Source organism: Vogesella sp. XCS3 (genome assembly GCF_020616155.1).
Classification (GTDB): domain Bacteria; phylum Pseudomonadota; class Gammaproteobacteria; order Burkholderiales; family Chromobacteriaceae; genus Vogesella.
This window is the reverse complement of sequence record NZ_CP085530.1, coordinates 510,206-528,607: the sequence shown is the minus strand read 5'-3', so window position 1 is coordinate 528,607 and position 18,402 is coordinate 510,206. Positions and strand designations below refer to the sequence as shown.

Genomic DNA, 18,402 nt, shown 5'->3' with positions numbered 1-18,402 from the left:
GTGTTTACTCAGGCAGCAACCGTTGGCTCTTTTTGCAGCAAGGCCAGCAGCGTGGCGACCTTGAGCTTGAGCTCCCGACGATCCACGATCATGTCGATCGCGCCCTTTTCCACCAGGAACTCGGAACGCTGGAAGCCTTCCGGCAGGGTTTCGCGCACGGTCTGTTCGATAACACGCGGGCCGGCAAAGCCGATCAATGCGCCCGGCTCGCCAATCACCACATCACCCAGGAAAGCAAACGAGGCTGACACACCACCCATGGTCGGGTCGGTCAGGATCGAGATGAACGGCAGCTGATGGTCGGACAACAATTGCAATGCAGCCGAGGTCTTGGCCATCTGCATCAGCGAATTCAGACCTTCCTGCATACGCGCACCGCCCGAGGCGGCAACACATACAAATGGCGCACGCGCTTCAACAGCCGCCTGCACACCACGGACAAAACGCTCGCCGACGACAGAGCCCATCGAGCCACCAATAAAACGGAACTCGAATGCTGCCACAACAACAGGCAAGTTGTGGATACTGCCCTGCATCACCACCAGCGCGTCATCTTCACCTGTGGTCTCTTGCGCGGCATCCAGACGGTCTGGGTAGCGCTTGCTGTCCTTGAACTTCAGGATATCTACCGGTTTGACTTCAGCACCTATTTCACGGCGGCCTTCGGCATCCAGCAGCATATCCAGGCGCTCGCGCGCGTGGATCGGGTGATGATGGCCACACTTGGGGCAGACCTGCAGGTTGCTTTGGAGGTCGGTATGGTAAAGCACCGCCTCGCAGGCCGGGCATTTGCTCCACAGCCCCTCCGGCACCGCCGACGACTTGCTCACGCGCGTATCGCGCTTGATTTTCGGCGGCAGGAGTTTGTTCAACCAGCTCATGCTGACTCCTTGAATCTAAAAGCTGCGGTCTACCAAAGGTTGGCCGCAGGCTGGCTGGCACGGGTAGGCCAGCATTGTTCTAACGGATAGCGGCTTTCAATGTAGCCACCAGACGGGTCAACTGCTCTTTGGCAGTTTCGGGTGTAGCCGCCTCGATTTCCTGTACCAGACGGCTCCCCACCACTACGGCATCGGCTGCCACAGAGATGGCGCGGGCGGTTTCCGCATCGCGAATGCCAAAGCCCACGCCGATCGGCACAGTAATGTGTTCTCTAAGGGCGGCAATTTTACGCGCTACGTCGTCAATGTCCAGATTTCCTGCGCCGGTCACGCCTTTTAATGACACATAGTAGACATAGCCCCGCGCCAAACGGGCAATTTCACGTACCCGCTCCATCGGCGTGGTAGGTGCCACCAGGAATACCGGATCCAGCCCCGCAGCGGTCAGCGCCGCCGTCAAGTCTTCCGCCTCTTCCGGCGGGCAGTCCACTGTCAGTACGCCATCCACACCCGCTGCGGTGGCCGCCTGGGCAAATGCTTCATAGCCCAGCACGTGCACCGGGTTCAGGTAACCCATCAGGACCACCGGGGTGTGCTGGTTGGTTTCGCGGAAGGTTTTTACCATGGCCAGCACGTGGCGCAGACCTACCTTGTGCGCCAAGGCGCGCTCGCTGGCGCGCTGGATCACCGGGCCGTCGGCCATCGGGTCGGAAAACGGGATACCCAGCTCGATGATGTCGGCACCGCCTTCTACCAGGCCGTGCATCAGGTCTACGGTCAATACCGGGCTCGGGTCACCCGCGGTAATGAAGGGAATCAGGGCTTTTTCGCCTGCAGCCTGCAGGCGGGCAAAGGTTTCTGCTACGCGACTCATGCGGTATGGTCCTTGCATGCATGGTTCAACACGGTGGTGAAATGCTCCACCACCGGGAACGGATCATAGAAATGGTGCAGCAATGCGCGCCACTGCTGATATTGTGCAGACTGCCGAAAGCCCACCGTATGGGCCTCCAGCGTCTGCCACTGCACCAGCAGCAGGTAACGCCCCGGCACTTCCAGGCAACGCTGCAGAGTGTGGCCGGCATAACCGGCAGTTGTGGCGATCAGCGGCGAAGCCTCGGCAAAAGCCTGCTCGAACGCGACTACCTCGCCCTCTCTCACCTGCAGATAGGCGGCCTCCAGTACCGGCGCCACAATCACAGGGTGATGCCCATCAGGCCGGCTACGGTGTTGATGTCCTTGTCACCACGGCCGGACAGGTTCACCAGAATAATCTGGTCTTTGCCCATGGTCGGCGCCACTTTGGCAGCATGCGCCAGCGCGTGGCTGGATTCCAGAGCAGGAATGATGCCTTCCAGATGGCAGCAGTCTTCAAAGGCGCGCAGCGCCTCATCGTCATTGATAGCCACGTACTCGGCACGGCCGATGTCTTTCAGCAGGCTGTGCTCCGGGCCGACGCCCGGGTAGTCCAGACCGGCAGATACCGAGTGGGTCTCGATGATCTGGCCGTCTTCATCCTGCATCAGGTAGCTGCGGAAGCCATGCAACACACCCGGCTTGCCCGCTGACAGCGGCGCCGCGTGACGGCCGGTTTCCACACCATCACCACCCGCCTCAACGCCTACCAGGCGCACACCTTCTACATCCACATAAGGATGGAAGATACCGATAGCATTGGAGCCACCGCCCACGCACGCCACCACCATATCCGGCTGACGGCCAACCATCTCCTGCATCTGCTCTTTGGCCTCGATACCGATGATGCGCTGGAAGTCGCGCACCAGCATCGGGTACGGGTGAGGGCCGGCTGCAGTGCCCAGAATGTAGAAGGTGCTATCGATATTGGTGACCCAGTCGCGCATCGCCTCGTTCAGCGCGTCTTTCAGGGTTTTGGAGCCGCTTTCTACCGGCACCACGGTGGCGCCAAGCAGCTTCATGCGGAACACGTTGGGCGCCTGGCGTTTCACGTCCTCAGAGCCCATATACACCACGCATTCCATACCGTAACGCGCGGCCACGGTAGCCGAAGCGACACCGTGCTGACCGGCGCCGGTTTCGGCAATCACACGCTTCTTGCCCATGCGGCGGGCAAGCAGCGCCTGGCCAATGGTGTTGTTTACCTTGTGCGCACCGGTATGGTTCAAATCTTCGCGCTTGAAGTAAATCTGCGCACCGCCCAGCTGCTCCGACCAGCGCTTGGCGTGGTAAATGGGGCTGGGGCGGCCCACGAAGTGCTTCAGCTCGTGGTGATACTCTTGCCAGAATGCCGGGTCAGCCTTGGCGCGGGCGTACTCGGCATTCAGCTCGTCCAATGCTGCCATCAATGTTTCCGCTACGTAGACACCGCCATACGCGCCAAAACGGCCACGTGCATCGGGGAAGTCATAACTGCTCATGGAATGCTCCTGATGGTTTTGTTTTAAGGCACCAGACCAGTGTCCGGTGCCATTGAATATTGCCCTGCCCGCACTGCTGCCAGAAAGGCAGCCACGCGCTCAGGGTGTTTGATACCTTTACCTGCCTCCACGCCACTGGATACATCTACCGCAGCGGGTTTGACACGCCGCACGGCATCGGCCACGTTGGCCGCATCCAGCCCGCCAGACAAAATCAGCGGCAATGGCAATTCGGCAGGAATCAGCGTCCAGTCGAACACCGCACCGGTGCCACCATGCGCACCTTCGACAAAGGCGTCGGTGAGCAGGCCGCGTGCATCGTGGTAGTTGGCCGCATAGGCTGCCAAATCCATCCCGGGGCGTACGCGCACGGCTTTCAGGTAAGGACGCTGGAAGCCGCGACAGAATGCCGGCGATTCTTCACCGTGAAACTGCAGCACATCGATAGCACAGGCGGCCAGCACTTGCTGTACCTCCTGCTCGCTCGGGTTGACGAACAGTGCCACCACCGTCACGAAAGGTGGCAATGCGGCAATGATGGCCTGTGCCTGGGCAACGGTGACATTGCGCGGGCTGGGCGCATAAAAAACCAACCCTATGGCGTCCACACCCAGCGCCGCAGCGGCGGCTGCATCCTGCGGGCGGGTAAAACCACAAACCTTGGTGCGCACTGTCATGCTATCTCCACAGCGTTAGCCGCTCTGGCTGCGCCTGGGTTGGCAAATCAAAAACCGCCGGATAGCCCACACCTGTCAGGTACAGCCCATCCGGCATGAAGGTAGGTGGTGCCTTGGTGCGGTCGCATGCGGCCAACAAGGCCTGCATGCCCGCCACATCCAGGCTACCCTTGCCGGCATAAACCAGCGCCCCAACCATATTGCGCACCATATGGTGCAAGAAAGCATCGGCGGTGAGGTCAAAGCGGATCAGGCCATTGCTCTCGCTGATGTCCAGCTGCTGCAAGTGCTTCAGCGGCGACTTGGCCTGACACTCCGCCGCCCGAAAACTGGAAAAATCATGCTGACCCAGCAGCACCGCTGCAGCAGCGCGCATGGCATCGAGATCCAGCGCCTGGTGATACCACCCCACCCTGCCGGCGGTAAGCGCCGGACGCACCGGGTGCGTCAGCAAGAAATAACGGTAAGAACGGGAAAAAGCAGAAAACCGGGCATGAAACTCGTCGCTAACCTCTCGCGCCCACACTACAGCCACCGACGGCGGCAAATGTGCGTTTACGCCGCGCACCCATGCATTTAGCGGGCGGCTGACAGGCGCATCAAAATGCACGACCTGCATCAGGGCATGCACACCCGCATCGGTTCGCCCGGCTGCCAGGGTGCTAATGCTTTCACCGGCAATAGTCGATAGCGCCTGGTTCAACTTGTCTTGTACGGTATTGCCGCTTGGCTGCGTTTGCCAGCCAGCAAAAGCGCGCCCGTCGTATTCCAGACCCAGCGCGATTCTCATTGCACTACTTTCATGATGATGATCAGAACCAGGCAGGCCACACCGACCAGCACCCCATCCCGATACTGCCAAGAGTAAAAACCCAACTCTACCTTATCTGGCAGGGTTTGTGACCCCTCGCCTGCCTGTAGCTGGCCAGCCAGCCAAGACAGCGACAGCTTGGGCCGCGCCTGCACCAGCCGCTCTGCCTGCTGCAATGTCAGCACCAGACGCAAGCTGAAACAGCACACAGGCAAGCCCACGAGCGCCAGCGGTTTCAATAAGACATGCAAGCCGGCAAGAAAACCGTGCTGGCCATAGGCCTGCCACAACAGGCGCACACTTGCAGCCATCACCAGCAAGCGCAAAGCCTGCCCGCCCCCCAGCTGCAAGCCTGCCCACGACGGAGACCACGCCATGCCTGGCAAGCAGGGCTCCCCCGGAACAAACCAGCCAGACAAAAAACACAAGGCAGCCAACAAGAAACGCATGCGCCATGCTGCTTGCAGTAAAGCATGCCAGGCCCCAGGCAAGGCAAGCCACACAGCTGCCATGAGCAGCAAGGGCAAGCCGTGCATGCCGGACAAGGCCACAATGAAAAACAGCCAGACTATCAGGCTGGCTGCAGGGTGGAATAAGGTGACCATCACGCTTTGATACCGGCTTCTCGCAACAAGGCATCGGCCGTTTCTGTATCGCCCATCTCGCGATAAAGACGCGCCAAGTCCTGGGCTGCTTCAACATTATCAACTTGCTTGGACAAAGGTACCATTTCGTCCGGCTCGGGACCGAAGCTGCCCAAGTCTACCGGCGCCCGTGGCGTATCCAGCACAAAGTGCTCCTGCGTATCAGGCGCTGGGCGGTATAAAGGATTTTCCGGATCCAGCGTCCCACCCAGCTGCAGTACGCGCTTCCACAGGCCGCTAGTTGGGCCAAATACCGCCAGCAGATCCAGCGCAACCGATTCGAACTCCTGCCGGTTCCCCTTACGTGCAATCAGGTCAAGCAGCTTCATGCGCAAATCTTCACGGTCAGGCTCGTGGCTAAGGCTTTCGCGCAATAGCTGCTCTGCCGCATCAAACCGGCCATAAGCCATCAAGACATCCGCCTCGGCCAGCACATCAATAGCCTGCAGGTTGATATCATCAGCAATCGGTTGCACAAGCGGCTGCTCGTCCGGGCCTAGTGATGCGCTTATGGTGACCGGGCCCATGGCGCTACGCTGCCTCGAAGCCTGAGGCACAGGCTTTGTCGCAGCACGACGGCGCTTGACCAGCAACCACGCCAGCAAACTGGCCACTGACAACCCACCCACGCCATACAGCACCCACTGCGTGAGATTTTCATCCAGGAAGGCTTCATCCTGCGCTTCCGGCACATCAGGGCGATGGGCAATCGTGGCTTTGGGCGTGCTGGCCGACAAACGGTTAATTTCCGCCTCCAGCCAGTCCAGGCGCTGCTGCGCGGCCTTCAGCTGCGCGAGTTTTTGCTGCTCTTCGGCAGAAGCTACCGGTGTCGAAGCAGCTTGCTCCGCCACCGCGGCAGATGCTTCTGGCACCACAGCAGCAGCCGACGAGGCAAGCACCTTCGGCGCTACCGGTTTGGCCACAACACTGGTTTCTGCAGCCGGTTTCTCGACTACAGGTGCTTCGGATTTTGTCTGCTCCGGCACACGCAATAAGGCACCGGCAAACAGCAGGTTACGGTCACCATGGGCAAACGCTTTGGGGTTGGCCGCATAGAGCGCATTTTCAGTTTCCGACACCGCCTTGTCTTGGGCAAAACGCCGCGCCAGGCTCGAAAGCGTATCACCTGGCTGTACACGATATTGTCCCGGCAAATTCATCGCCGACACGGCAGGGCGTACTGGCAACTTCCCCAGATAGACGCCACGCTGCGGCACAGCAAATACAAAACCACGTTGAATCACTGCGCCCTCATGGCGCGCTTCCAGCCCAAACGCCACACGCGACTGCTGCAGGGGAAGACTTGAGCTGATTGATAACCATTGACGCCCTTTGCGCTGGTGCAATTCCAGCTTGGGCTTGCCTAGGGCATTATCGTCTGACAAGACGGCAAAGCTGGCGGCGCTAATGGTGTCTGGCCAGTCACCAAGCAGCTCGATTTCTGCCCGCATCGGCAGCCCCCGGGCAGACAGCAGCCTCCCCTCGCCAAAGGCCAAACCACCCGGCTCGTCCATCAGCGGATGGCGCTCTGCCAGTGCGGCACTGCTATCTTCTTTTTTGCCAGACTGGCCAGGCGCAGGCGCGCCGCCACTGATGCGGTATTCGCGGACCACTTTGCCAGAGGGCCACGATAGTTCGAGGGCAAAATTGAAAGGTTCACCCGGCGCCAAGGCTGGGCCGGTGATCCGCACCAAGTATTGCTGCGGAGCAACTTCAACTGTTCTGATCTGTAGCTGGCTTGCCTTATCGGAGTAAGGAGCCAAGGTGGAGTAACGCTCGCGCGATGCTAGGGAGACAAAAGGATTCTCCAGCCCCTGCTCTGGGTCCAGAGTCACTTCTGCATAAAACGGCTCCCCCGGGCCAGCTAGCAGGCGAATCCCCCCCAAACCCGCTAGCGCCAACGGCGAAGCTGCCGCGAATGCAAGCGCCAGTCCCGCAACTAATGGCCGCAATGTCACCCCATATCCTTTTTTCAGTTTTTTTGGATGTTCAGACATAGTACCCGCAAGCAGCAGCGATAACAAAGCACATTAAGTTTTAAAACAGATCTGCATCAATATTTACAGTGATGCCAACAACGCCTCCGCCTCCGCCTTCAGCCCACCCTGTGCTTCTGCGGCCAACTCTTCCAGCACTTCACGCGCGCCTTCTTTATCACCCATGTCCAGATAGACACGCGCCAGATCCAGCTTGGTAGACAGCGGGTCATCCGACAGGCTCATGCCATCAAGCGACGGTGCAGCAGGCTCGCTAGGCGTTGTACTACCCAGACTATCCAGCGTGGACATATCAAAATCAAATGCATCGTCAACCGACTCTGTCTGAGGTACTGCAGCAGGTGCCGCTGCAGGCTCAGGGGTATCCAGGTTGAAGTCAAAGTCCAGCATATGCTTGTCTTCTGGTGCCTCTTCCTCCTGAGGCACAGGCTCTGCTGCCGGCTGGGCAAGCAGGCTTTCCAGATCCAGGTCTGGCTCTGGTGCCGCATTGGTCACTTCAGGCTCGCCAAACAGCGCATTACGCAATGGGTCATCATCTTCTACCGCAATGGCCTCTGGCTCAATGAAGGCTTCTTGCGGTAAAGGCTCCGGATCACCCATCAACTCCGAATCCAGATCAATATTCATGGCGGCCGCTGCCGCAGCAACAGGCGCAGCAGCAACCGCCGCTGTCGGGCTGGCATCACCAGCGTACAAAGCGTTGGATGGATCAATAGACAAGCCCATCGCCGCAGCGCGCGACCAGAGTGCACCTTTGCCATCCACCGCGGCATGCAACTCGCGAGCCTGCGCTTCGAAGGCAGCTTTATCCTGACGCGATGCGTAGATTTCCATCAGTTTCATGCGCACTTCGTGGCGGGTAGGGTCTTTGGCAAGCGCATCTTTCAGGATGTCTTCAGCCTGCTGGTCGCGACCGTAAGCCAGATAGACTTCAGCCTCTGCAATCGGATCTACCTCGCCTGCATCCACGCCGTTCATGCCCGTACGGGTAAAGTCTGCCAGAAAGGTATTGCTGCCAGCCTCGTCAACACCTGCAACGCGGCCAACCGTATTGGCACCCAGGATAGAAGCACCCGCCGCCTCCGTCGCCGCCTTGATACCTTTCTTGCGACGACGCATGAAGATCACCGCAGCCACCCCCAGCAGCACTGCCGCACTACCACCGGCTATCAGGGGCAGGTAGTCCATCAGCTGTGACATCAGGCCTGGGCCTTCTTCTTCCGGTGCACTGGCTGGCGGCACGGCCGCTGGTTTGTGCACTGGCGCCGAAGCGGCGGCGTGCACTGGCGCCGATGCGGATTCAGCCGGAATGGCTGCCATGGCCGACGCTGCCGATGCAGCCATCTGCAGTGACTTGAGCTTTTCTTCTAGTTCCTGGATCTTTTGCTGTGCCGCTTTGAGTTGGACATCCTGGGCAGCCGCAGGCGCAGAAGCCTGCTCCGGCTGCTCCAGTTTCAATACAGGCTGCGCGGTACTGGCTGGCGCAGCCGGGCGCGGCAACAGTGGTTCAGCGGCCTTGACCACCGGTTTGGCGACAGGTGCGGCAAAACCATCCAGCACTTCGGAGACACGTGCCGGCTTCAATGCCCTTGCCGTAGCAACTGCGGGCACTTTCAGGCGGGCACCAGTTTTAAGCGTGGCCGGGTCACCGTTTACAAAGGCCGACGGGTTGGCCAGCACCAATGCAGCCATGGTCTGGCGCAAGGTGGCGCCTTCGGCACGGGCAATGCGGCCAACCTGGGCCAGCGTCTGACCACGCTTGACGACGATAAAGTCTGGCTGTGCTGCCGGAACAGACGCGGCGGAAGCCGGTGCAGGCAGCGGGGTGCGCACCGCAGTCGGGCTGGCAGGCTTCAGCCGCGCAGGCTCAGCCGCAGCAATGGCTTTTGCCGATCGCTCAATCGCATCGGCTTTATTGGGGTATTCCAGCGGATCCAGCAACACTGTGTATTCGCGGATGGAACGGCCACTGGCAGTTTTCGCCTCAACCACAAAGCGCAGATACGGGTCGCTAATGGGCTGTACCGACAGCACCCGGATATACGGCTTGCCATTGGAGCGGTACGCCAAGGCAAAGCGCAGGCTGGTCAAGGCCGGGCTGTAGTCTACTTGCAGATCACGAAAGGTATCGGGAGAGGCCAGACCAACACGCACAATCTCGTCTTCGGCACTGCCGGTCAGGTCGATATCGGCACGAAGTACCTCGCCCAGATTGGAGCGTACTGCGATTCCTCCCAGCCCGCCCCAGGCGGCCGTCGAGAACAGCAAGGCCACCAACAGCGAGCTCATCTTTTTATTGGCTAGCATCTTAATGCGCTACCTTTCGGTGAAATATTCTTGTTTCCGGCCTGCAGCATGGCGGTCATCCATGTCATTACGCCTGCGCCGCCAAGCAACAGCCGGAAAGCCAGTCAAACTACATAGCCTTGTTTATTTGCAATACTACTAGCAGTTGTCAGCTCAGGCAAAATACCCGCGCTTCATAAGCGCCGCCGTAGCATCCACACACGGCAAAGCTGCACCAGTGCGCGCATTATCAGCCGCCAGCCAGAACGACAAGGCACGGCCAGTCTGACGTACGCGGCTTACCCAGACCGCCTCATTACCCGAGGCCTCCAGCGGGGTAATGTAAGGCATCTCGCCCGCCGGATCGTCCATGACATGCAGGCCGGCCGCCTTGAACAGCTCACGGGCTTTATCTGCCGTAATGGTCTCGTCGGTTTTTACCGTCACAGCCCAGCCATGGCCAAAGAATACCGGCACACGCACACAGGTCGCCTCAACCTCCAGCGCAGGCAAGGCCAGCACCTTGCGCAATTCCTGCTCGACAGAAAGCTCTTCCTCGCTAACGCCCTGTTCATCCACGCTACCGATCAATGGCAACACGTTGAATGAAATACGTTTAGGATACACTTCCAGCTCTACATCACGGGCGCCAAACAGCGCGGTAGTCTGGTTAGCCAGCTCTTCCAACGCTGCACGGCCAGAGCCCGACACCGATTGGTAAGTGGACACGGTAACACGCTCCAGACCCGACGCGCGCAATGCCGCCAATGCCTGCACCAGCGGCGTGACGGTACAATTGGGCACCGACACCAGCAAGCCCTCGCCCAGATCATCCAGCACGGCATCGTTTACACCGGGCACATACAGCGGCACGTCTTCTGCCAGACGGTAGACACTGCTGAAATCGATAATGGCGCAGCCAGCCTGGCGCGCTTCTGGCGCATAGCGGCGGGTCATTTCGGCACCGCCCACAAAAATGGCCAGCGATGCGTTGGCAAAATCAAACTCGTCCACCAAAGCAACGTCCAGCTCCAGATTACCAAACGAAACGGTTTCACCTTCTTTATCGGCAACATCCAGCGCAAATACACGACCAATCGGCAAGTGGCGCTCGGCCAGCAAATCGAGCACAGCTTCACCAATCAGGTTGGTGGCACCAACAACAGCAAGACGAATCGTTTCAGACATGTAAATACCTTGAGTTTCAATACGGATAAAAGCAGAAAATCTGCCAGGAAATGCAGGCAAGCCAGCGGCGCCGACAGCAAGATTTCCTTATAAAAATGCGCAGCCCATAAAACCCCGGGGGCTACACAAAAAATGAATTGCCGTCATTTTAGCGCACCCCACCCACAAATAAAGCGAATCAGCCAGTAAAAAAGCCCGCCACCAACGGTGACAGGCTGTTTAAGCGCTCGGCAGGCACGCAGCCTGGCAAGCTTAGCGTTCGATCAGGATGCGCAGCATGCGGCGCAGCGGCTCGGCAGCGCCCCACAGCAGCTGGTCGCCAATCACGAAGGCGGACAGATACTCGCCACCCATATTCAGCTTGCGCACGCGGCCCACGCCGATTTGCAGGCCACCGGTAATGGCCGCCGGGGTCAGCTCTTTTACGCTGATTTCGCGGTCGTTCGGCACCCATTTCACCCAGTCGTTGCCCGACTTGATGATGGCTTCGATTTCTTCCAGCGGCAGGTCTTTTTTCAGCTTCACGGTCAGTGCCAGGCTGTGACAGCGCATGGCGCCGATGCGCACGCACAAGCCATCTACCGGAATGGTGGCGTCGGTGCCCAGAATCTTGTTCACTTCGGCCTGGCCTTTCCACTCTTCCTTGGACTGGCCATTATCCAGCTGCTTGTCGATCCACGGGATCAGGCCACCGGCCAGCGGCGCGCCGAAGAACTCGGTCGGCACGTCTTCGCGAATGGCGGCAGCCACCTTGCGGTCGATGTCCAGAATGGCGGACGACGGCGTAGCCAGCTCGTCGGCCACGGCTGCGTGTACCACGCCCATGCCTTTGAGCAGCTCGCGCATGTGGTTGGCACCGCCACCGGATGCCGCCTGATAAGTCATGGACGACACCCACTCCACCAGGCCTTCGCGGAACAGACCACCCATACCCATCAGCATGATGGAGTTGGTACAGTTGCCGCCGATGTAATCTTTTACACCCTTGGCCAGCGCAGCATCGATGACGTTGCGGTTAACCGGGTCCAGCACGATCACGGCATTGTCTTCCATGCGCAGGCTGGAAGCCGCGTCGATCCAGTAGCCAGTCCAGCCGGCTGCGCGCAGCTTGCCGTACACCTCGGCGGTGTAGTCACCACCTTGGCAGGTCACGATGGCGTCCATGGCCTTCAGCTCGTCGATATTGCGCGCGTCTTTCAGCGGCGGCACGTCGCGGCCAACGTTTGGTGCAGCACCACCCACATTGGAGGTGGTGAAGAACACCGGCTCGTTGATCACAGCAAAATCGTTCTCTTCCAGCATGCGCTGCATCAGCACGGAACCCACCATGCCACGCCAACCTACAAAACCTACTCGCACGATAATTTCTCCTGAATGTCGTCGGGTGTTTGAAACCGCTGCCCTCGGTTAAAACCAAGGCTTATCTAGTGATCTACCCCATTGTGCAGGGCAACAGCAGCACGCACAATGGGGTAGATGTTTTTTATTTGAATGGTATTAAAACGGTCATTTACATGGCAGCAACCACGGCATCACCCATGCCGCTGCAGCTGACTTTCTCGCAGCCTGCCTCGAAAATATCAGCAGTGCGATAGCCTTTGGCCAGTACAGCTTTTACGGCATTTTCCACGCGCTGCGCGGCAGCTTCCTGACCGAAGGTGTAACGCAGCATCATGGCTGCCGACAGGATTGTGGCCAGCGGGTTGGCCAGGTTTTTGCCGGCGATATCCGGCGCGGAGCCATGGCTAGGCTCGTACAGGCCTTTGTTGTTCTGGTCCAGCGACGCCGACGGCAACATGCCGATGGAGCCGGTGAGCATGGAGGCTTCGTCGGACAGGATGTCGCCAAAGATATTGCCGGTCACCATCACGTCGAACTGCTTGGGGTTGCGCACCAGCTGCATGGCGGCGTTATCCACGTACATATGGCTCAGCTCTACCTGCGGGTATTCGCGCGCCACGTCGATCATGATTTCTTTCCAGAACTCGGTGGTTTCCAGCACGTTGGCCTTGTCTACCGAGCACAGCTTCTTGTTGCGCTTCATGGCGATACCGAACGCCACGTGGGCAATGCGGCGGATCTCGCTCTCGCTGTAGCGCATGGTGTTGTACGCCTCGCGCTCGCCCAACTCGTTCACGGCGATGCCGCGCGGCTGACCAAAGTAGATGTCACCGGTCAGCTCGCGCACGATCATGATATCCAGCCCCGACACCACCTCCGGCTTCAGCGTGGAGGCATTGGCCAGCTCCGGGTACAGAATGGCCGGGCGCAGGTTGGCAAACAGGTTCAGGTCCTTGCGGATAGCCAGCAGGCCGCGCTCCGGGCGCAGCGGGCGGTCCAGATTGTCGTACGCCGGGCCGCCAACGGCACCCAGCAGTACTGCGTCGGCCTGGCGACACAGGTTTTGCGTAAACGATGGATAAGGTTGGCCGAAAGCGTCATAACCAGCACCACCCAGCGGCGCCTCTTCCATTTCGATAGGCAGGCCGTCGCTACGCAGTACATCCAGCACGCGTTTGGCTTGAGCAATGATTTCCGGACCGATGCCGTCACCCGGCAGAACTGCAATTTTCATGATCTTTATCCTGTGCTATGGGGGCAGAAGGTTGGCCGCGTGCGGCCAACCTTGGGTGTATCAGGCAAACAGCCAGGGCTGCGATTGGCGGCGTTGCGCCTCGTAAGCCTTGATCTTGTCGGCATGCTGCAAGGTCAGGCCGATTTCGTCCAGGCCACCCAGCAGGCAATGCTTGCGGTGCTCGGTGATGTCGAAGGCAAAGGTCTGACCCGCCGGTGTGGTGATGGTCTGCGACGGCAGGTCCACGTTCAGCGTGTAGCCCTCGGCGGCTTCGCACTCGCGAAACAGCTGGTCTACCACCTCGCCCGGTAGCACGATGGGCAGCAGGCCGTTCTTGTAGCAGTTGTTGAAGAAAATATCGGCAAAGCTTGGTGCGATCACCACGCGGAAGCCCTGATCTTCCAGCGCCCACGGCGCGTGCTCGCGGCTGGAACCACAGCCGAAGTTTTCGCGCGCCAGCAGCACCTGGGCACCGGCGTAGCGCGGGAAGTTCAGCACGAAATCCGGGTTCAGCGGGCGCTGGCTGTTGTCCATACCCGGCTCGCCGTGGTCCAGGTAGCGCCACTCATCGAACAGGTTGGGGCCAAAGCCGGAACGCTTGATCGATTTCAGGAATTGCTTGGGGATGATGGCGTCGGTATCAACGTTGGCGCGGTCCAGCGGGCAGACCAGGCCGTTGAGTGTGGTGAATGCTTTCATTGTGCAGCCCTTTCAATGGCGCTACCCGCCTTCTTGATGTCCTTACCAATGCCGGAAACCGTGTTACAGCCAGTGATGGCCAGGGCGACGCAGATCAGCACAAAAAGTCGGGTAGTCATGATGTTTGCCTCTATTACAGCGAGCGGATGTCAACAAAGTGGCCGGCCACCGCAGCCGCGGCAGCCATGGCCGGGCTCACCAGGTGGGTACGGCCACCCTGGCCCTGACGGCCTTCGAAGTTGCGGTTGGAGGTAGACGCACAACGCTCGCCGGGCTGCAGACGGTCGGCGTTCATCGCCAGACACATCGAGCAGCCCGGCTCGCGCCATTCAAAGCCTGCTTCGACAAAGACCTTGTCCAGGCCTTCTTGTTCCGCCTGCGCTTTTACCAGGCCGGAGCCCGGCACCACCAGCACCTGCTTCACGTTGGCCGCTTTCTGGCGGCCACGGGCTACCGCTGCGGCGTCACGCAGGTCTTCGATACGGCTATTGGTACAGGAGCCGATAAACACGATATCTACCGGAATCTCGTTCATCGGGGTACCGGCTTGCAGGCCCATATAGGCCAGCGCGCGCTCGATGGAGCCCTTCTTAACCGGGTCGGCTTCCTGCGCCGGGTCCGGCACGCGGCCGTTAATGTCGGTGACCATTTCCGGCGAAGTGCCCCAGGTTACCTGTGGCTGGATGTCAGCCGCATCCAGTACGACTACCTGGTCGAAGTGCGCGCCTTCGTCGGAATGCAGCGTGTTCCAGTAGGCTACGGCGGCGTCCCATTGCTCACCTTTCGGGGCAAACGGGCGGCCTTTGACGTAGTCGATGGTTTTCTGGTCTACCGCCACCAGACCGGAGCGGGCACCGCCTTCGATGGCCATATTGCACAGGCTCATGCGGCCTTCCATCGACAATTCGCGAATGGCTTCGCCGCCAAACTCGATGGCGTAACCAGTACCGCCAGCGGTGCCGATCTTGCCGATAATGGCCAACGCCACGTCTTTACCGGTAATGCCGGCCGGCAGCTTGCCATCTACGCGCACCAGCATGTTCTTGGATTTCTTGGCCACCAGCGTCTGGGTGGCCATCACGTGTTCCACTTCCGAAGTGCCGATACCGTGCGCCAGCGCGCCGAAAGCGCCGTGAGTGGAGGTGTGGCTATCGCCACAGACCACGGTCATGCCCGGCAGCGTGGCGCCCTGCTCCGGCCCCATCACGTGCACGATGCCCTGGCCTTTGTCCTTGAACGGGAAGTAAGCCAGCGCACCAAAAGCCTTGATGTTGGCATCCAGCGTTTCTACCTGCTGGCGCGAAATCGGGTCCTGGATGCCCTTGTCCCAGTCGTTGGTCGGCGTATTGTGGTCGGCAGTCGATACCACCGAATCCACGCGCCACAGCGGGCGGCCGGCCAGCTTCAGGCCTTCAAACGCCTGCGGGCTGGTCACTTCGTGTACCAGGTGGCGGTCGATATAAAGCAAAACGGTGCCGTCGGCTTCTTCGTGCACCACGTGGCTGTGCCACAGCTTGTCGTACAGGGTTTGTGCGGTCATGGTCGCGCCTTCAGGTAAAGAGGGAACAAGGGATTTGCCTGCCGGCCAGCGTGCGCCCTGCGGCACTACCCAGCTTTGCGCCGGCGCAAATCCTGCGTTGACCACCATCATGACGCAGGCGTTTTCCTAGTACAAGATAAGCTTTTATACTAGTACTAACACTAACAGCCAAACAGCAGGCCCACGCATGAGCAAGCCCAGCCAACCCAGCCCGCTTGGCGACTTTATCCGCAGCCATCGCGAACGCCTGCAGCCGGAACACGCCGGCCTGCCCGCCGGCAGCCGCCGCCGCGCCAAAGGCCTGCGCCGCGAAGAGGTGGCCGCGCTATGCGGCATCAGCCCCACCTGGCTGACGTGGATCGAGCAAGGCCGCACCCAGTCGGTATCGGCCGCCACGCTCACCGCGCTGGCCAGCACGCTGCAACTGTCGCGCGCCGAAACCGAGTACCTGTTTAACCTGGCCGGGCAAAAAAACCCGCAGCCCAGCAGCGCTGCGGCCAACCCTGAAGCCGAACAAATGCTGGCCGCCGCCACCGCCCACATCAGCCGACCGGCTTACGTGCTAGACGCACTCTGGCAGGTACCAGCCTGGAACACCGAAGCCGGCGAACTGTTTGCCGGCTGGCTGGACGAGCCGGGTAGCAAGAACCTGCTGCAGTTCATGTTCTGCCACCCCTTGGCCGCACAGCTGGTAGACGACTGGCCCACGCGGGCACGGCGCATGGTGGCCGAGTTTCGCGCCGACACCAGCGCGCTGCAGCACGAAGCCGCCACCACGCTGATTGCCAGCCTGCGCGAAGCCAGCACGACATTTGACGAGCTATGGCGGCAACAGGATGTATTGGGAAGAGAAGGCGGCGAGCGGGTGTTCAACCACGCCCGCCTGGGGCGGCTAAGCTACCAGCAGCTGACGCTAAGGCTGGCGCACGCGCCGGAGTTGAAACTGGTGATGTTGTTGTAGCACGGCGCGTTTTTCATCGCCGGGGATTAGTCCAGACACAAGGTATCGTTTGCATCAAACTGCCAGCCATCTTCGTACAACACCTCGACCAGATGACCATCCAGGTCGCGAAAATAGCCACTATGCCCCCAAGCAGTTGCCCGAGCAGGTACGGCGCGCGTCGCACCCAGGGAAACCGCTTTGTCTAGCACCCGGTAAACATCGTCGGCATTCCGGGCAATATAGGCTAGCGCCATACCGGCAAAGCCGTTGCTGGCGGCATCGGGGTAACCGGCGTCGCAAGCCATCGCCTCGCGCGATTGCAGTGCCACCGCCACGCCGCCGAGGTCAAATAGCACAAACTCTGCCGAGCCTCGTGGCGAGCGCTGCCAGCCCAGCGCCGAGTAAAAATCGGCGCTTCGCGCCACATCGGCCACACCCAGCAGAATCAGATTTAGGCGCGACCTCATGCCACCGGTACCGCAGCCGGGGTTGGCCGCAACCACTTCAAACACACCGCCACGCCCAGCAGCAGCGCAAAGGTGGACACGCCAAAGGTCAGCCCCACACCACCGTATTGCCACAACACGCCACCCAGCAAGCCGCCTACGCTACCGCCCACACCGAACGACGCCACGGTGTACAGACCCTGGCCACGCGCCTGGTGTTGCTCGGCAAAGTTGCGGTGAATCAACCCCACGGCAGCGGCGTGGTGTACGCCAAAGGTAAAAGCGTGGCCCAGCTGTGCCACAAAGGCTACCGCCGCCACGGGCAACAGCGTGGCCATTAGCGCAAAGCGCAGCGCTGACACCAGCAGCGAGGCCAGCATCAGGCGCTCCAGCGTAAAGCGCGCCATCAGCCGTGGCATCTGCCAGAACACCACGATCTCGGCCATCACCCCGGCTGCCCACAGCAGGCCGGTGGTACTGGCGCTATAACCCGCCTCTTTCAGGCCAATGGAGTAGAAGTTGTAGTACGGCCCCATGGCAAACGACAACAAGAAGCAGCAGGCAAACAGCGCCACCACATGAGGCTGGCGCACCGTGGCCCAGATTGGCTCCGGCTTTGCCTTGGCGCGCTCGATGGCCACCTCGGGTACGCGCCAGCACGCCAGCACGATCAGCCCCAGCAGGCCAACAATCAGCCATGGCAAGTTGGCCATGGTGACCAGATTCAGCAGGTAACCACCACTGGCAGCAAAGCAGACAAAACCGATAGAACCCCAGACCCGCACACGGCTATAGCGGCCCGGCTGGCTACGCGTCAGGTGCGCGGTCGAGGCCTCGCCCAGCGACAGCGCGGCAGCCCAGAAGAAATGGTTTACCGCCAGCCAGATAAACATACCCCAGAAGCTATGCTGCCAGGCCACCATCACAAAGCTGGCCATGGACACCACCGAAGTCCACAGCATGATGGCGCGGCGTTGCCCGCTACGGTCAGCCAGCCAGCCCCAGAACATGGGCGCCACAATACGCGCCAGCGTGGACAGCGCCATCAGGATGGAGATCTGAACGGTATTGAAGGATAGCGATTCGAGATACAGCGACCAGAACGGGCCAAACAGACCCTGGAAGGCAAAATAGGAAAAATAAAACGCCGCCAGGGCAGCCAGAGGGGCAGATGCAGACATGATGCAGAACTAATAAGGGGAAGCGGGTGCAGCGCACCGGGGCGTCAATATAGCGCAAAAGCCCCCGCATATGAAGCACGCATGCCCCGCTTACCGATAAAACAGACTGTTTTGTGCCGACTCCCCGCCCAGCTGTAT

At 60.1% G+C, this 18,402-nt stretch carries 19 protein-coding genes; 2 read left to right on the top strand and 17 right to left on the bottom strand.

What is annotated here, in order from left to right:
- Positions 1-8: 8 nt before the first annotated feature.
- From accD to LCH97_RS02310, 7 genes are all read right to left on the bottom strand, one after another.
- Entirely contained in the window at positions 9-881 is an 873-nt protein-coding gene (gene accD / locus LCH97_RS02340; RefSeq protein ID WP_227303197.1) for an acetyl-CoA carboxylase, carboxyltransferase subunit beta, read from the bottom strand.
- A gap of 79 nt (positions 882-960) precedes the next feature.
- Positions 961-1,755 carry a tryptophan synthase subunit alpha gene (gene trpA / locus LCH97_RS02335; protein ID WP_227303196.1) on the bottom strand — a complete coding sequence of 265 codons (795 nt, stop codon included), beginning with the start codon at positions 1,753-1,755 and terminating at the stop codon, positions 961-963.
- Positions 1,752-2,081 (bottom strand): antibiotic biosynthesis monooxygenase, encoded by a 330-nt coding sequence (locus LCH97_RS02330; protein WP_227303195.1) that lies wholly within the window; start codon positions 2,079-2,081, stop codon positions 1,752-1,754. The genes trpA and LCH97_RS02330 overlap by 4 nt, the downstream gene beginning before the upstream one ends.
- Positions 2,078-3,277: a tryptophan synthase subunit beta gene (trpB, locus tag LCH97_RS02325; RefSeq protein ID WP_227303194.1), complete on the bottom strand. Its 1,200-nt coding sequence runs from the start codon at positions 3,275-3,277 to the stop codon at positions 2,078-2,080. The genes LCH97_RS02330 and trpB overlap by 4 nt, the downstream gene beginning before the upstream one ends.
- 23 nt (positions 3,278-3,300) lie before the next feature.
- The gene (locus tag LCH97_RS02320; RefSeq protein WP_227303193.1) at positions 3,301-3,954 is read right to left on the bottom strand and encodes a phosphoribosylanthranilate isomerase; all 654 of its coding nucleotides are present in this window, start codon (positions 3,952-3,954) and stop codon (positions 3,301-3,303) included.
- A gap of 1 nt (position 3,955) precedes the next feature.
- Complete coding sequence (gene truA, locus LCH97_RS02315) at positions 3,956-4,744, bottom strand: tRNA pseudouridine(38-40) synthase TruA (RefSeq protein ID WP_227303192.1); 789 nt, start codon at positions 4,742-4,744, stop codon at positions 3,956-3,958.
- Positions 4,741-5,142 (bottom strand): hypothetical protein, encoded by a 402-nt coding sequence (locus tag LCH97_RS02310; RefSeq protein WP_227303191.1) that lies wholly within the window; start codon positions 5,140-5,142, stop codon positions 4,741-4,743. Before LCH97_RS02310 ends, truA begins: the two co-directional genes overlap by 4 nt.
- On the opposite strand from LCH97_RS02310, the gene LCH97_RS02305 reads away from it, so the two are divergent.
- Positions 5,141-5,380: a hypothetical protein gene (locus tag LCH97_RS02305; RefSeq protein WP_227303190.1), complete on the top strand. Its 240-nt coding sequence runs from the start codon at positions 5,141-5,143 to the stop codon at positions 5,378-5,380. The genes LCH97_RS02310 and LCH97_RS02305 overlap by 2 nt on opposite strands.
- Here the strand turns inward: LCH97_RS02305 and LCH97_RS02300 are convergent.
- From LCH97_RS02300 to leuC, 8 genes are all read right to left on the bottom strand, one after another.
- Complete coding sequence (locus tag LCH97_RS02300; RefSeq protein ID WP_227303189.1) at positions 5,370-7,406, bottom strand: LysM peptidoglycan-binding domain-containing protein; 2,037 nt, start codon at positions 7,404-7,406, stop codon at positions 5,370-5,372. The genes LCH97_RS02305 and LCH97_RS02300 overlap by 11 nt on opposite strands.
- 63 nt (positions 7,407-7,469) lie before the next feature.
- A complete protein-coding gene (locus tag LCH97_RS02295) occupies positions 7,470-9,695 on the bottom strand; it encodes a FimV/HubP family polar landmark protein (protein ID WP_227303188.1) in 2,226 nt (741 codons plus the stop codon).
- Positions 9,696-9,866: 171 nt separating this feature from the next.
- On the bottom strand, positions 9,867-10,880 hold the full coding sequence (locus LCH97_RS02290; RefSeq protein ID WP_227303187.1) for an aspartate-semialdehyde dehydrogenase: 1,014 nt from the start codon (positions 10,878-10,880) through the stop codon (positions 9,867-9,869).
- A 252-nt stretch (positions 10,881-11,132) separates the two neighbouring features.
- Positions 11,133-12,239, bottom strand: coding sequence for an aspartate-semialdehyde dehydrogenase (gene asd / locus LCH97_RS02285; protein WP_227303186.1), 1,107 nt, complete (start codon positions 12,237-12,239; stop codon positions 11,133-11,135).
- Positions 12,240-12,390: 151 nt separating this feature from the next.
- Positions 12,391-13,455, bottom strand: a complete 1,065-nt coding sequence (leuB, locus tag LCH97_RS02280) for a 3-isopropylmalate dehydrogenase (protein ID WP_227303185.1) — start codon at positions 13,453-13,455, stop codon at positions 12,391-12,393.
- Positions 13,456-13,515: 60 nt separating this feature from the next.
- Positions 13,516-14,154, bottom strand: a complete 639-nt coding sequence (gene leuD, locus LCH97_RS02275) for a 3-isopropylmalate dehydratase small subunit (protein ID WP_227303184.1) — start codon at positions 14,152-14,154, stop codon at positions 13,516-13,518.
- Entirely contained in the window at positions 14,151-14,273 is a 123-nt protein-coding gene (locus tag LCH97_RS02270) for an entericidin A/B family lipoprotein (protein WP_147693626.1), read from the bottom strand. The genes leuD and LCH97_RS02270 overlap by 4 nt, the downstream gene beginning before the upstream one ends.
- Positions 14,274-14,287: 14 nt before the next feature.
- Positions 14,288-15,694, bottom strand: coding sequence for a 3-isopropylmalate dehydratase large subunit (gene leuC / locus LCH97_RS02265; RefSeq protein WP_227303183.1), 1,407 nt, complete (start codon positions 15,692-15,694; stop codon positions 14,288-14,290).
- Positions 15,695-15,881: 187 nt separating this feature from the next.
- Between leuC and LCH97_RS02260 the strand changes: the two genes are divergently transcribed.
- Entirely contained in the window at positions 15,882-16,655 is a 774-nt protein-coding gene (locus LCH97_RS02260) for a helix-turn-helix transcriptional regulator (RefSeq protein ID WP_227303182.1), read from the top strand.
- A 26-nt stretch (positions 16,656-16,681) separates the two neighbouring features.
- On the opposite strand, the gene LCH97_RS02255 is transcribed toward LCH97_RS02260, so the two are convergent.
- Both LCH97_RS02255 and LCH97_RS02250 read right to left on the bottom strand, forming a co-directional pair.
- Positions 16,682-17,104 carry a VOC family protein gene (locus tag LCH97_RS02255; protein WP_227303181.1) on the bottom strand — a complete coding sequence of 141 codons (423 nt, stop codon included), beginning with the start codon at positions 17,102-17,104 and terminating at the stop codon, positions 16,682-16,684.
- The gene (locus LCH97_RS02250) at positions 17,101-18,264 is read right to left on the bottom strand and encodes an MFS transporter (RefSeq protein WP_227303180.1); all 1,164 of its coding nucleotides are present in this window, start codon (positions 18,262-18,264) and stop codon (positions 17,101-17,103) included. Before LCH97_RS02250 ends, LCH97_RS02255 begins: the two co-directional genes overlap by 4 nt.
- Positions 18,265-18,402: the final 138 nt, after the last annotated feature.